Below are 13,790 nucleotides of genomic sequence, written 5' to 3' on the forward strand. Positions count from 1 at the left end.
GTATGGTAGAAAAACAAAAAGCAGTTGTGGAAAACGGAGTGCAAAAGATCCGTATTACAGCAGAAAAAGGCTATAGTCCAAAGGAATTTCAACTTCAAAAAGGGATCCCTGCTGAAATCACCTTCCATCGGGTCAATCCTTCTGGCTGTTACAAGGAAATTTTGTTTGAAGATCAGGGGATTTTAGAGCCTTTGGAAGTCGGTGTGGATAAGGTGATATCCTTTACCCCGACAGAAACAGGGGACTTCGAGTTTTCATGTGGAATGAAGATGCAAAAGGGTTCCTACACGGTTGTGGAAAAACGCCGTCGTGTCTTAGGTTTACTGGGTCGCTTTTGGATTACTAGTATCTTTACTCTTCCCTTATTGATCTTGATGATCGGGATGATGGCAGGATTTGTCTCCCATACAGTCAGTCGCTGGGGGACTTTTCTAGCGACAACGCCGATCATGTTGGTAGCAGGAGTTCCTTTTATCAAGAGTGCCTGGGCCTCATTTAAGAAGCACCATTCCAATATGGATACCTTGGTAGCTCTTGGAACCCTGGTAGCCTATGTCTATAGTGTATTTGCCCTTTTTACTGGTCAGCCAGTATACTTTGAGGCTGCGGGTTTTATCATCTTCTTTATCCTCTTAGGGCAAATCTTTGAAGAACGGATGCGTAACAATGCCTCCGAGGCTGTGGAAAAGTTGTTGGATTTGCAGGCAAAAACGGCTCAAGTTCTCCGTGATGGGAACTATGTCGAGGTGGCGGCGGAAGATATCCAAATTGGTGACTTGATTCGGGTCCGTCCTGGGGAAAAGATTGCGGTTGATGGGACGATTGTAGAAGGAAGTACGACCATTGATGAGTCGATGGTGACAGGTGAAAGCTTGCCTGTGGAGAAATCAGTTGGTGATGCAGTGATTGGCTCCACTATCAACAGCAATGGGACCATTCTCTTTAAGGCTGAAAAAGTCGGTAGTGAGACCCTCTTATCTCAAATTGTGGACTTTGTCAAAATGGCCCAATCCAGTCGTGCTCCCATTCAAGATTTGACGGATAAGATTTCAGGTATCTTTGTTCCAGTGGTGACGATTTTGGCCATTGCGACTTTCTGGGTTTGGTCCGTGCTTCTGGGCGCGTCGCTTCAAGAGGCCATGCTCTATGCAGTCTCTGTCCTCATTATTGCCTGTCCTTGTGCCCTTGGTTTAGCAACCCCAACAGCCCTGATGGTCGGAACCGGCCGTAGTGCTAAGATGGGGGTTCTGATTAAAAATGGAACAGTTCTTCAAGAAGTGCAAAAGATTCAAACCGTTGTGTTTGATAAGACAGGGACTATTACCATTGGCCAACCACTTGTAACCGATGTTGTAGGAGATGAAGCGCGTGTCTTGACACTGGCTGCTAGTCTTGAAACTTTTTCAGAACATCCACTAGCCCAAGCGGTCTTATCACGAGCAGAAGAAAAAGGTTTGGTGTTATCCCCTGTGGAAAACTTCCAAGCGATTGAAGGAAAAGGGGTCCAAGGTCAGATCGACCAGCAGTTGGTGACCTTGGGAAATGGCAAACTTCATGACGGGACAGCGATGGATCCGGAGCTTGAAAAACGGATGGTAGAGTTGCAAGAGCAGGCCAAAACAGTGATCAGTTTGTCTGTGGATGGGCAAGTGATTGGCTTGATTGCCATTCAAGATGCTCCGAAGGCCAGCTCAAAAGAAGCGATCAAAAAGCTCAAAGAACGGGGCTTGAAAACGGTCATGTTAACGGGGGATAATGAACGGGTGGCCCAAGCTATTGCTAAGCAAGTGGGAATTGACACCGTCATTGCTGATGTCCTTCCTCAAGAAAAAGCTAGCGCCATCCAAAAACTGCAAGAAGCTAGCAAGGTCGCCTTTGTTGGAGATGGGATCAATGATGCTCCAGCTCTCTTGATCGCGGATGTGGGGATCGCTATGGGATCTGGAACGGATATTGCGATCGAGTCCGGTGGCATCGTGCTCACGCAAAATGATTTGCTTGGCGTTGTGCGCGCTTTTGACATGAGTCAAAAGACCTTCCGCAGGATCTTACTCAATCTCTTCTGGGCCTCTATCTACAATATCCTTGGGATTCCAATTGCTGCTGGAGTCTTTGTAGGACTGGGATTGACCCTCAATCCAGAACTAGCAGGTCTTGCCATGGCCCTTAGTTCTTTGTCTGTTTTGACTAGCTCGCTGCTTCTCAATGTTGCGAAAATTGATTAAATGAAATAAAAAGAGAGAGTGGGACAGAAATCGGTAATTCGTTAGAATTCGATTTCGTCGTCCCACCTCCGCACAGTTGAGTAGGGCTGTAAAAGCTGATGAAATCAGCGTAGTAGAGCCCACTCAACCACTGCGTCTTGCTCGACAATCAAAAAACAATTAAGAGGCTAGGACTTTTGTCCCAGCTTCTTTTTGTTCGATTTCCTACAGCTGCAAGTCTTAGAGGTGCATGCAAATTATAATAAAATATCCTATTCTACTATAGTTTGTGAAATTTTCTCAAAATCAGCATCTGTTATGTAATAGGGATTGAGCATCTCTGAGCAGATTCTTATACATGTGACTCTCTTTGTGATAAATTAATACTGTAATCGTTTTGTAAATCGTTTTCATGAGAAATGTCAGAAAAAACTCATTTTCAAAACGAAACCTGATCGCAAAGATGAAGTAGAAGCGCTATGCTACATTTTTAAAGGATCAAAATAGATTTAAAGGAGAGTTAGAATGACTCAAGGGAAAATTACTGCATCTGCAGCAATGCTTAATGTATTGAAAACATGGGGCGTAGATACGATCTACGGTATCCCATCTGGAACACTTAGCTCACTTATGGACGCTTTGGCTGAAGACAAAGATATCCGTTTCTTGCAAGTTCGTCACGAAGAAACTGGTGCTCTTGCAGCGGTTATGCAAGCTAAATTTGGTGGCTCTATCGGGGTTGCAGTTGGTTCAGGTGGACCTGGTGCGACTCACTTGATCAATGGTGTTTACGATGCAGCTATGGATAACACTCCATTCCTTGCTATCCTTGGATCACGTCCAGTTAACGAATTGAACTTGGATGCCTTCCAAGAATTGAACCAAAACCCAATGTACAACGGTATCGCTGTTTACAACAAACGTGTAGCTTACGCAGAACAATTACCAAAAGTAATCGATGAAGCTTGCCGTGCTGCCGTTTCTAAAAAAGGTCCAGCCGTTGTTGAAATTCCAGTAAACTTTGGTTTCCAAGAAATCGACGAAAACTCATACTACGGATCAGGTTCTTATGAACGTCACTTTATCGCTCCTGCCTTGAACGAAGTGGAAATCGATAAAGCTGTTGAAATCTTGAACAATGCTGAACGCCCAGTGATCTACGCTGGTTTCGGTGGAGTTGGTGCGGGTGATGTGATCACTGAATTGTCTCGTAAAATTAAAGCACCAATCATTACGACTGGTAAAAACTTCGAAGCGTTCGAATGGGACTACGAAGGGTTGACAGGTTCTGCTTACCGTGTTGGTTGGAAACCAGCCAACGAAGTGGTTTTCGAGGCAGATACTGTTCTTTTCCTTGGTTCAAACTTCCCATTTGCTGAAGTTTACGAAGCCTTCAAGAATACTGAAAAATTCATCCAAGTCGATATCGACCCTTACAAACTTGGTAAACGTCATGCCCTAGACGCTTCAATCCTTGGGGATGCAGGTCAAGCAGCGAAAGCAATCCTTGATAAAGCGAATCCAGTTGAATCTACTCCATGGTGGCGTGCAAACGTTAAGAATAACCAAAACTGGCGTGATTACATGAACAAACTCGAAGGTAAAACTGAGGGTGAATTGCAATTGTATCAAGTTTACAATGCAATCAACAAACATGCTGATCAAGATGCGATCTATTCAATCGACGTAGGTGACACTACTCAAACATCTACTCGTCACCTTCACATGACACCTGAGAACATGTGGCGTACATCTCCACTCTTTGCGACAATGGGGATCGCCCTTCCTGGTGGTATCGCTGCTAAGAAAGACAATCCAGATCGCCAAGTATGGAACATCATGGGTGACGGTGCATTCAACATGTGCTACCCAGACGTTATCACAAACGTTCAATACGACCTTCCAGTTATCAACGTTGTCTTCTCAAATGGTAAATATGCCTTCATCAAGGACAAATACGAAGACACAAACAAACACTTGTTTGGTTGTGACTTCCCTAATGCTGACTATGCGAAAATCGCTGAAGCTCAAGGAGCTATTGGATTTACAGTTGACCGTATCGAAGACATCGACGCAGTCGTTGCTGAAGCTGTTAAATTGAACAAAGAAGGTAAGACAGTTGTCATCGATGCTCGCATCACGCAACACCGTCCACTTCCAGTAGAAGTTCTTGAGTTGGATCCAAAACAACACTCAGAAGAAGCGATCAAAGCCTTCAAGGAAAAATACGAAGCTGAAGAACTCGTACCATTCCGCCTCTTCTTGGAAGAAGAAGGATTGCAATCACGCGCAATCAAATAATTTCTCTCGTCGAAAATAAAAAGATCGGAGCCATCCGGTCTTTTTGTGGAGGATAAGAAATGAATTTAAATCAATTAGATATTATCGTTTCAGATGTTACCCAAGTTTGTGCTAGCTTGGAGCGTATTTTGGATAAAAAGGCCGATTATGTTGACGACAGTTTTGCTCAGTTCACGATTGGCAGTCACTGTCTCATGTTGTCTCAAAATCATTTGGTTCCTTTGGAAAATTTCCAGTCAGGAATCATTCTTCACGTTGAAGTTGAGGATGTAGAGCAGAACTACCAACGATTGAAAGAGCTTGGTATCCAGGTTTTGAACGGTCCAGTTGTAACCGATTGGGGAACCGAAAGCCTGTTAGTTGAAGGCCCTTCCGGATTAGTGCTTGATTTTTATCATATGAAGTAGGTAATTCTATTATCAAAAAATTTAAACGTTCTTGGAGTGGAACATAAACAGATCGGAGCAATCCGGTCTTTTTTATTAAAGACAAAGTCTTCTTAGAAACTTTCCTTAGGTGAGTACGGACGTCAGCGAACTTCTACGAAGTTCCATGACTAAATCAAGATACAAAGGGCGTCTGCGGATAAAGTCAAAATAGGAAGTTTGACGCAGAATCTTTTGATTCTAGGATAACTTATCTTTTTGACACCATCCGCAGCCCGTGTTCAATTCGTTTTGAGCCCCTTCGCTCTTTAATTTCTTGGCTCAGCCTAAAACAGTTTCCCAAACTGTTTTACTCTCAATAATTCCGAGTGCCTGAAACTATTAAGTTTCAGGCACTTTTCTCACGGCGGAAAGTTTCAGTTTATTCTTTACGATTTAAAAATAGAAATCATTCTTATTTTTTCAGAAAAGCCGATATTAAATTAGGTGAAAAACAATTTGTATACATTCTGAAAGATCGGAGCCATCCGGCCTTTTTGTGTTGCACGTGAACAGAAATAACCTTAGACTAGGTTTAGTTTTTCATAGGATGCTGTAAGACTTTTGGGTTAGAGAGGGGTATAATAGAACTATCAAATCAAGTGAGGTAGAGAGATGACCGACAAACTTCAATTTCCAGATGGTTTCCTCTGGGGTGGGGCGACGGCTGCTAACCAGTGTGAGGGAGCTTATAATGAAGACGGCCGTGGCTTGGCTAATGTGGATGTGGTGCCGATTGGGCCTGATCGGCACGCCATAATTACTGGTCAGAAAAAGATGTTCGACTTTGAAGAGGGCTATTTTTACCCGGCTAAGGATGGCATTGATATGTACCATCGCTACAAGGAAGACATTGCGCTCTTTGGGGAAATGGGCTTTAAAACCTATCGTTTGTCCATTGCCTGGTCTCGGATCTTCCCACAAGGAGATGAACTAGAGCCGAATGAAGCAGGTTTACAGTTCTATGAAGACCTCTTTAAGGAGTGCCACAAGTATGGCATTGAACCCTTGGTGACCATTACCCACTTTGACTGTCCCATGCATTTGATTACCGAGTATGGAGGTTGGCGTAGTCGTAAGATGTTGGAATGTTATGAACGACTCTGCCGGACCCTCTTCACTCGCTACAAGGGCTTGGTCAACTACTGGCTGACCTTTAATGAGATCAATATGATCCTTCATGCGCCTTTTATGGGAGCGGGTCTCTGCTTTGAAGAAGGGGAGAATGAGGAGCAAGTCAAATACCAGGCAGCTCACCATGAGTTGGTCGCTTCAGCCATTGCTACCAAGCTAGCCCATGAGATTGATCCTAACAATAAGGTCGGCTGTATGCTGGCGGCTGGGCAAAACTATCCGCATACCTGTGCTCCACGAGATGTCTGGGCTGGTCTAGAAGAAGACCGCAAGAACTATTTCTTCATCGATGTGCAGGCGCGTGGGGAATACCCTAACTATGCCAAGAAAGAGTGGGAGCGTCAGGGAATCACGGTTGAGATGACGGAACAGGACCTTCAATTGTTGAAAGACCATACAGTGGACTTTATTTCCTTCTCCTACTATGCCAGTCGGGTCGCTTCAGGGGATCCAGCTGAAAGGGAGAAAACAGCGGGCAATATCTTTGCTTCTCTGAAGAATCCCTACTTAGAAAGCTCGGAATGGGGTTGGCAGATTGACCCTCTTGGTCTTCGCATTACGTTGAACACCATCTGGGATCGTTATCAAAAACCCCTGTTTATCGTAGAAAATGGACTGGGCGCCGTTGATACCCCAAATGAAGCCGGGGAGATTGAAGATGACTACCGGATTAACTACCTAGCAGCTCACATCAAGGCCATGCGGGAGGCCATCCATGAAGATGGTGTTGTCCTCTGGGGCTATACAACTTGGGGCTGTATTGACCTGGTCTCTGCCGGGACAGGAGAAATGAAGAAGCGCTACGGCTTTATCTATGTCGACCGGGACAACGAAGGCAAGGGAAGCTTGGAGCGCTCCCGTAAGAAATCCTTCTATTGGTACAAAGAAGTCATTGCGACAAATGGGGCTTCTGTTGAATAAAAGTTTTCGGTACTTGCTGGCCGACTCTCTCCTATAAACGAAAAAGCTTAGAATCCCAATTTCAAGATGGGGTCCTAAGCTTTTTGTATGTTGTTTAGCCAAGTCCTTACGAATTTACTGGTCGTAATCTAAGACATTGTTCTCGATGACAAACTTAGATTCAGCGGAAACGTTGGCTGCTCCTAGTTGCAACTGTGAACTTCCGTCTGGATCTAGGATATGCCACTGACCGTCCTTGTGGGCAAAGATAGCCTGAAATGTGACGTTATTACTCTTGTCTCGAATGGGTAGAACAAATGCTTGATCTGTATTCTCTAAAAGGATTTCTTCCTTATTTTCAAAGTTATAGATATAAAATTGCCCAGTTCTTTGTCCCAAACCATGGAGTTCATCGACTTTTTGCCAATTCTCAAACTTATTCCGAACAAGGGATTCATTATAAATCTTGTTGAAGGTTTCGTTCCGTTTCTTCGTTTCTTCCTCGTCTAGTGTTTTCTGAAACTCTGCAACCTTTTTAGTCGTTTGAATGGTTTGTCTGTTTTGCTCCCTGATTTGCTGGCGGTGGATGACTCGCATCATTCTTGCAGCAACACCCAGGATGACAAGGATGGATACAAGACTGATTTTAGTTTTAGCATTATTTTTCATAGATGAGTCTCCCTATTGTGTCATTGGTCCTATTATACCCTTTGAAAGAAAGGATCGTCAAGTTCATCTTGTGATGATCGAACATGCAGATCTAGCTGGGTACAATAGAATTTTATCAGATTTTCATTGACGAAGGGGCTTTTATTTGATAGGCTAGGGGAATAGAAATGATTTGGAGTTCAAATGAAAAAGGAGTGAGGCAAGTGGCACGGGTTTTATTAATCGAGGACAATAATGATATCCAAGAAATTTTGTATAGTCTCTTAAGTGAAGACCATGAGGTGCTTCAAGCCTTTTCGGGTACAGAAGGGCTACGGCTCTTCCAGCAAGAAGCTGTTGATTTGGTCCTTCTGGATATCATGCTTCCAGGGAAAAATGGGGATCAGGTCCTTGAGGAGATCCGTTTGCAGAGTCAGACACCGGTTATCATGATGACCGCTCTGGGAGACAAACACCTCATTAGCCAGTATCTCCTTGCAGGGGCCAATGATTATATTGTCAAACCCTTTAATCTGGACGAAGTGGCCGCTCGGGTGACGGTGCAGTTGAGAAATCACGTCTCTCCGGCACAGGAAGCTCAAGCGTCGCAAAAGCTTTCCTTTAAGAATTTGGTCTTAAATCCAGAAACCTTTGAACTGGAGTCTGGCGAACAGACACTTCGCTTGGGCAAAAAAGAATTTCAAATTTTTGAGACCTTGCTGGCGCATCCAAAGAAGATTTTCACCAAAGAAGAATTGTATGAGGCGGTCTGGGAAGAAGTTTATCTGCCTGGAGACAATACCCTCAATGCCCAATTGAGCAATCTTCGAAAGAAAATTGCCCAGCTTGATCCAGATGAGGACTATATTGAAACGGTCTGGGGCTTGGGTGTTCGCTTGAAAGGAGAAAAGTAATGTGGGGATTGGTTCTAATTCTAGTCGTCCTTGTCCTTCTCTTGGGACTGGGCTATGTTCGCTTGCTTTCTGCTTTAAAGGATTTGCAGGAGCAGATTCAAAAGAAGCTTCAAAGCGGTAGTGGGGTACGGCTGACCTCTCAGGTCTCAAAAAAAGAATTGGTCGCCTTGACCAATCAAGTCAGTGATCTCTTTGATCAGATCGAGCGGACCAATCGGATTGCCTTTCAAGAGAAAAAGACCTTGGATATGGCCATCAGTAATATTGCTCATGATATTCGGACGCCTTTGACCATTGCATCTGGCTACACCCAACAAATCATCAAGGGTGGGACGCAGGAAGAGGAAAAGCTGAAGAAAATTGCTTCCAATCTTCAAGTCGTCTCAAAACGCCTGGAATCTCTCTTGGAATACAGACGCTTGATGGAGGGAGCCATTCAGCCTCGGATTTCAGACGTCGATCTCAGCCAAGTTTTAACCCAGCAGTTGTTCCAGTATTATGATAGCTTGTCTGAGGCGGGGATTGCTTTAGAGGTAGAGCTAGAAGAGCATCTTCATTATGCTACGGATCCTGAGCTTTGGGAGCGCCTCTTGCAAAATATGCTCAGCAATGTCCTCAAGCATGGAAAGGAGCAGGCCCGTTTGACCTTGACCTCAGACGCGGACACGATTCGGGTCGAGCTGCGCAATATTGTGCAACAACCGATCCAGCACTTAGACCAATTGGCTAGTCGATTCTACTCTGAAAATCTCTCGGATACAGAGGAGTCTTCTGGCTTGGGTCTCTATATCATTCAAAATTTTGTAGAGATCTTAGGCGGGGACTTGCAACTGGCAACGGAGGCAGACTGGTTTATTTTGACCATTACACTAAGAAAAAAGGCTTGAGCATTGCTCAAGCCTTTTTGTTATAAATCTTTGTGTTTGAAAGTAGCCAGTCCTAGGAAGCCGAAAACAAGGATGAATCCAAGGGCGATCGAGAGGGTGTTGGTTGTTGCTGTGGTGCTCTCTACCAAGGAATATTGGAACTCCAAGTTTAGATAGTGGAGAATGTCAATATCTTTAAAGAAAAGCGCAGGTAGACTTAAGAGGATATTTCCAATGAAGTAGCCAACGAAGGCTAGGGTGATGGATTGGCTAGCATAAAGAAGGAAGGAAATGATACTGACCCAAGCCAGGGTGGCAAGGAACTGAATCAGCACGGTCAGTCCAAAATGAGCAAGGAAGTGCTCTGGCATGGTGCCAAGTCCATTGTAGAGGGTCGCAATCAAGAAGACGAGACCATAAGAAACAAGAAATTGGAAGAGGGCAATGGTCAGGACAACGGCGCTTTTTGCAAAGTAGTAGCTAGTGCGCGAAACGCCATAGGCCAGACTATTCTTGTATAAGTTTTGCGTTAAGTCTGTTCCCAGGACCAAGGTGATGACAATAATGGTAAAGAGGATAGTCACACTGATGCTGGAAGAGTAGTGGGTCAAGGCTTTAAAGCCCGTCCAAACTTCGGTTGCTTGGGGTAATTTGGATTCCGTATTGACGCCGACGTGGCCGGTAGCTCCAAAGATGACTCCAGACAGGATGTTGAGAACGAGAATGGCTTCTGTAATCCAAAAACCTTTAGAGCGAAAAAGTCTGTAAAAATCTGCTTGAATGGTATGCAACATGATAAATCTCCTAAATGAAATGTATGGGATAAGTAATACAAGACGGTGGGTTGACTAGTCTACCAAGTCCGTAAAGAATTTTTCCAGATCTTGGCGGGCATAGTAGATTTCGTCCACGTCAATATCTGCTTGAACGAGGGCTTTGACAATGACTTTAATATCGTGAGTCTGTCCGAAGATATGGATTTCTCCATCCTTATCGATGACCTTGATGCGGTGATGGAGCTGATCCTGGATCAGTTGACTCGCAAGGGCTAGCTGGCTGGTCTTGAGGATGATGTAGTCTTCTCCTTGTTCTTCGAATTCAGCCTTGCTAATTTCTTTGATCAGGCGTCCTTGGTCGACAATGCCAAAGCGATTGGCAACCAGATAAAGTTCGGAGAGGATGTGACTGGAAATGAGGATGGTCATGCCGAGTTCATCATTGAGGCGCTTGATCATCTGACGGAATTCCTTGATTCCGACTGGATCGAGACCATTGATGGGTTCATCCAAAATGAGGAAGTCGGGCTTAGCAATGAGCGCAATCGCAATTCCCAACCGTTGTTTCATCCCTAGTGAAAAATCACGGAATTTCTTCTTACCCGTATTATTCAGACCGACATAGTTCAGGGTTTCTTTGATGACCTGGTCGGGATTGGGGATATGGCGTGCCTTGCAGTAGTAGACCAGATTTTGATAGGCGGTCATATGCTTGTGGGCCACAGGACTTTCAATGACGGATCCGACCCGTTTCAGGGCTTGGGTCCACTGGGAACGATTTGTAGAAGAAAAGAGAGAGACGCTTCCGTCAGTTTCTTGAATTAGCTGGGTGATGACCTTGATGAGGGTGGTTTTCCCTGCGCCATTTTTACCGATCAGGCCATAGACGTCGCCTTTGCGAATGGTGAGATTCACATCATTTAAGGCATATTGATGACCAAATTTTTTACTCAAATGGGAAATTTCTAATACTTTTTCCATGGTTTTCTCCTTCGTCCAAATGACTTGTTGTTTTCTTTACACTCTTAGTATACAGCTTGCTTTTAAAATAACTATCAAGCAATTCTCAAATATTTCTAAAAAAAGAGAGTGGGACAGAAATCGGTAATTCGTTAGAATTCGATTTCGTCGTCCCACCTCCGCACAGTTGAGTAGGGCTGTAAAAGCTGATGAAATCAGCGTAGTAGAGCCCACTCAACCACTGCGTCTTGCTCGACAATCCAAAAATAATTGAGAGGCTAGGACTTTTGTCCCAGCCTCTTCATTTTAAAACCCAGCAACAAATTCTTTGATGGCTTGCGCGAGTTCATAGGGTTTCTCGGTATTGAGTAGATGACCTCCGTCTGCGATTTCTTGATAGCGGCCTTTTGGCAGGAGCTTGGCCAATTTTTTAGAAGAAGATTGATTGGCCCAATCTCTGCTACCACAAACAACCAAGCTAGGAAGAGGGCAAGCTTTAACGGTATCTGTTAAATTGAGCCCTTTTAATTCGGTCAAGATTTGAAGCATCTGTTGTTTATTGGCATCTTGCTTTTCAAAGACATGCTTGGGAAGTAGACGAAAGAGAAGGATCTGGAGCCGATAGAGGGGATTGGTGTTGAGTTTGTATTGAGTTCCTACAAGGACTAAGCCTTTGAGTTGCGGGAAGTCTTGTCTGGAGAGATCAAGAGCGAGTACGCCACCTAGTGAGAGTCCTACCAGAATAAAGGGTTCGCTTTCTTGCTGGAGGCGCTCCATCAACCTTTCTTTGACTTCCTGATAGCTTTCTTTTGGATGGGAGAAAATATCAAAAGTTTTGGAGTGCAAGGGTGAAAGTGCAAATTGGACTCCTTGCCAAGAGAGGACGTCTTGCCCTAGTCCATGTAAAAAAATAAGTTTCATCAGGAATCCTTTCTTTGAAAATCGAGTTCGTAGAGACCACGAAGCGCATTGCAGGCATAAATACGATCAGCGTCTGTTAAATCGTTCAGAGTTAAGAGTTTTTCTTCCACCTGCTGGGTCTCAAGAAGATGGCGCCGATAAATGCCATCGAGTAAGGGGAGGTGAGCTGGTGGGGTATAGAGTTGTCCCTCGCTCTCCAGCACCAGATTGCCAATCGTCGTCTCTAGTAAGGTTCCATCTGGCAGATGGAAAATTTGCTCGTGATCTGACTGGCTAAGATGGTCTCTCTGACTCGTTTTGAAATAAGTAAATGGCGTCGCTAAATCAATCTTCTGTTCTGTCAGTTGGGCCTGTAGATAGCTAGCTGGCAAGTCTGTCAGCTCTGTGATCACTAGGTGGAAGGTCCCGTTTTTTTGCAAGACAATCCGACAACGATAGTCAAGATTGAGATCCAAATGAGCAAGCTCTTCTTGAAGTTCTTTCAGGAGCTTCGACTCATCATAAGGATAGGCAAAGTAGCGACTAGCTTCCCTCAAGCGGGTTAGGTGTTGCTCCAGGAAGGTCAACTCTCCTTGGTGGATGCGGCCAGTCGTCAAAAGCTCAAAGCGAGGCTCTTGCCGGTAGAGGACAGCCGATTTTTGCTTGGTTTCCTGGTATTCACCTTCCCATTTACTATCCCAAGTGATGCCTCCTCCCACGCCATAGATGGCTTGATTCCCTTGCATTTGAAGGGTCCGGATGGCTACATTAAAAATCCGTTTCCCTTTTGGAAGAAGGATGCCGATCGTTCCACAGTAGACACCTCGAGGAGCCTTCTCCGTCTTTTGAATGATTTCCATAGTGGAGATCTTCGGTGCCCCTGTAATCGAGCCACAAGGAAAGAGAGCTCGGAAGGTTTGGACCAGGTCGATCTCAGATCGCAAGCGACTTTCAATGGTCGAGGTCATCTGCCAAACAGTGGAGTATTGCTCAATTTGGCAAAGATGGGTCACCTGCTCACTTCCAATCTCCGAAATCCGGTTCATGTCATTGCGGAGGAGATCCACGATCATCATGTTTTCTGCTCGATTTTTTGGATCGGCTTCTAGCCAAGCAGCCTCTTGAAGATCCTCTTGGTTAGTGAGACCACGGCGCGTCGTTCCTTTCATAGGACGCGTGGTCAGTAGCCGGTCGTCTTGCTCAAAAAAGAGCTCAGGACTGATGGAGAGGATGGAGACATCATCGTGCTGGATGAAGGCATTGTAATGGGCCTTTTGCTCTACCACCAAGCGGTTGTAGATGGCCAAAGGGTCAGACTTTAGCTCTTGAGAAAGCTGGACGGTGTAGTTGACCTGGTAGGTATCTCCCTGGCGGATATGGTGATGGATGGTCTCGATAGCTTCTTGATAAGCAGGTGCCTCTACCTCTTCCTTCCAATTGGCTGGAAGATCCACAGCTTCATAGTCCTCTGGAAAAGGAAGGGTTTCGACCTCCTCGTGGATCGTAAAATAGAGGAGATACTCTCCCATGAGAGGGGCTGGATGGACAGCAAACTTCTTCTCAAAAGTAGGAGCAGCCTCATAGCTGACATAGCCAACAGCATAAAAGCCTTGCTCCTGGTAGGCTTCGACTTCTCTAAGAAGAGTCTCTACCTGGTCGAGGTTTCTAGTTTTTAATTCCTTTATAGGCTTGGTGAAAAGGTGGCGCAATCCAAGCTCTTTAAAATCAATAATCGTTTGTTTATGCATGCTTTGAGTATATC

The 13,790-nt window shown here is 44.8% G+C and carries 11 protein-coding genes; 6 read left to right on the forward strand and 5 right to left on the reverse strand.

From position 1 onward, the window contains the following. Positions 1–2 precede the first annotated feature (2 nt). The 4 genes from SM121_RS03550 to SM121_RS03565 all read left to right on the forward strand — a co-directional run bounded on the left by SM121_RS03550 (position 3) and on the right by SM121_RS03565 (position 6,985). On the forward strand, positions 3–2,225 hold the full coding sequence (locus SM121_RS03550) for a heavy metal translocating P-type ATPase (protein WP_320911170.1): 2,223 nt from the start codon (positions 3–5) through the stop codon (positions 2,223–2,225). A 504-nt stretch (positions 2,226–2,729) separates the two neighbouring features. Further along, positions 2,730–4,505 carry a pyruvate oxidase gene (gene spxB, locus SM121_RS03555; protein WP_320911171.1) on the forward strand — a complete coding sequence of 592 codons (1,776 nt, stop codon included), beginning with the start codon at positions 2,730–2,732 and terminating at the stop codon, positions 4,503–4,505. A 59-nt stretch (positions 4,506–4,564) separates the two neighbouring features. Continuing rightward, positions 4,565–4,912, forward strand: coding sequence for a VOC family protein (locus SM121_RS03560; RefSeq protein ID WP_320911172.1), 348 nt, complete (start codon positions 4,565–4,567; stop codon positions 4,910–4,912). Positions 4,913–5,545: 633 nt separating this feature from the next. Next, the gene (locus SM121_RS03565; protein ID WP_320911173.1) at positions 5,546–6,985 is read left to right on the forward strand and encodes a 6-phospho-beta-glucosidase; all 1,440 of its coding nucleotides are present in this window, start codon (positions 5,546–5,548) and stop codon (positions 6,983–6,985) included. 114 nt (positions 6,986–7,099) lie between these two features. On the opposite strand, the gene SM121_RS03570 is transcribed toward SM121_RS03565, so the two are convergent. Further along, entirely contained in the window at positions 7,100–7,633 is a 534-nt protein-coding gene (locus tag SM121_RS03570) for a hypothetical protein (RefSeq protein ID WP_320911174.1), read from the reverse strand. A 203-nt stretch (positions 7,634–7,836) separates the two neighbouring features. Between SM121_RS03570 and SM121_RS03575 the strand changes: the two genes are divergently transcribed. Beyond that, the gene (locus SM121_RS03575; protein ID WP_320911175.1) at positions 7,837–8,526 is read left to right on the forward strand and encodes a response regulator transcription factor; all 690 of its coding nucleotides are present in this window, start codon (positions 7,837–7,839) and stop codon (positions 8,524–8,526) included. Then, positions 8,526–9,413 (forward strand): sensor histidine kinase, encoded by an 888-nt coding sequence (locus SM121_RS03580; protein WP_155126358.1) that lies wholly within the window; start codon positions 8,526–8,528, stop codon positions 9,411–9,413. The genes SM121_RS03575 and SM121_RS03580 overlap by 1 nt, the downstream gene beginning before the upstream one ends. 20 nt (positions 9,414–9,433) lie before the next feature. Here SM121_RS03580 and SM121_RS03585 read toward each other — a convergent pair whose 3' ends face one another. The 4 genes from SM121_RS03585 to pabB all read right to left on the reverse strand — a co-directional run bounded on the left by SM121_RS03585 (position 9,434) and on the right by pabB (position 13,776). Further along, positions 9,434–10,186: an ABC transporter permease gene (locus tag SM121_RS03585; RefSeq protein WP_320911176.1), complete on the reverse strand. Its 753-nt coding sequence runs from the start codon at positions 10,184–10,186 to the stop codon at positions 9,434–9,436. Between the two features lie 54 nt (positions 10,187–10,240). Beyond that, positions 10,241–11,149 (reverse strand): ABC transporter ATP-binding protein, encoded by a 909-nt coding sequence (locus tag SM121_RS03590; RefSeq protein ID WP_049497968.1) that lies wholly within the window; start codon positions 11,147–11,149, stop codon positions 10,241–10,243. A gap of 285 nt (positions 11,150–11,434) precedes the next feature. Next, positions 11,435–12,049 carry an alpha/beta fold hydrolase gene (locus SM121_RS03595; protein ID WP_070595483.1) on the reverse strand — a complete coding sequence of 205 codons (615 nt, stop codon included), beginning with the start codon at positions 12,047–12,049 and terminating at the stop codon, positions 11,435–11,437. Further along, the gene (pabB, locus tag SM121_RS03600) at positions 12,049–13,776 is read right to left on the reverse strand and encodes an aminodeoxychorismate synthase component I (protein WP_320911177.1); all 1,728 of its coding nucleotides are present in this window, start codon (positions 13,774–13,776) and stop codon (positions 12,049–12,051) included. Before pabB ends, SM121_RS03595 begins: the two co-directional genes overlap by 1 nt. Positions 13,777–13,790: the final 14 nt, after the last annotated feature.

The organism is Streptococcus sp. S1, from assembly GCF_034137685.1.
GTDB classification, from domain to species: Bacteria; Bacillota; Bacilli; order Lactobacillales; family Streptococcaceae; genus Streptococcus; species Streptococcus dentalis.

What these genes read in the sequence shown, in the direction of transcription:
- SM121_RS03550 (WP_320911170.1), top strand. Translation starts at nt 3, where the DNA reads ATGGTAGAAAAACAAAAAGCAGTTGTGGAAAACGGAGTGCAAAAGATC.
- spxB (WP_320911171.1), top strand. Translation starts at nt 2,730, where the DNA reads ATGACTCAAGGGAAAATTACTGCATCTGCAGCAATGCTTAATGTATTG.
- SM121_RS03560 (WP_320911172.1), top strand. Translation starts at nt 4,565, where the DNA reads ATGAATTTAAATCAATTAGATATTATCGTTTCAGATGTTACCCAAGTT.
- SM121_RS03565 (WP_320911173.1), top strand. Translation starts at nt 5,546, where the DNA reads ATGACCGACAAACTTCAATTTCCAGATGGTTTCCTCTGGGGTGGGGCG.
- SM121_RS03570 (WP_320911174.1), bottom strand. Translation starts at nt 7,633, where the DNA reads ATGAAAAATAATGCTAAAACTAAAATCAGTCTTGTATCCATCCTTGTC.
- SM121_RS03580 (WP_155126358.1), top strand. Translation starts at nt 8,526, where the DNA reads ATGTGGGGATTGGTTCTAATTCTAGTCGTCCTTGTCCTTCTCTTGGGA.
- SM121_RS03585 (WP_320911176.1), bottom strand. Translation starts at nt 10,186, where the DNA reads ATGTTGCATACCATTCAAGCAGATTTTTACAGACTTTTTCGCTCTAAA.
- SM121_RS03590 (WP_049497968.1), bottom strand. Translation starts at nt 11,149, where the DNA reads ATGGAAAAAGTATTAGAAATTTCCCATTTGAGTAAAAAATTTGGTCAT.
- SM121_RS03595 (WP_070595483.1), bottom strand. Translation starts at nt 12,049, where the DNA reads ATGAAACTTATTTTTTTACATGGACTAGGGCAAGACGTCCTCTCTTGG.
- pabB (WP_320911177.1), bottom strand. Translation starts at nt 13,776, where the DNA reads ATGCATAAACAAACGATTATTGATTTTAAAGAGCTTGGATTGCGCCAC.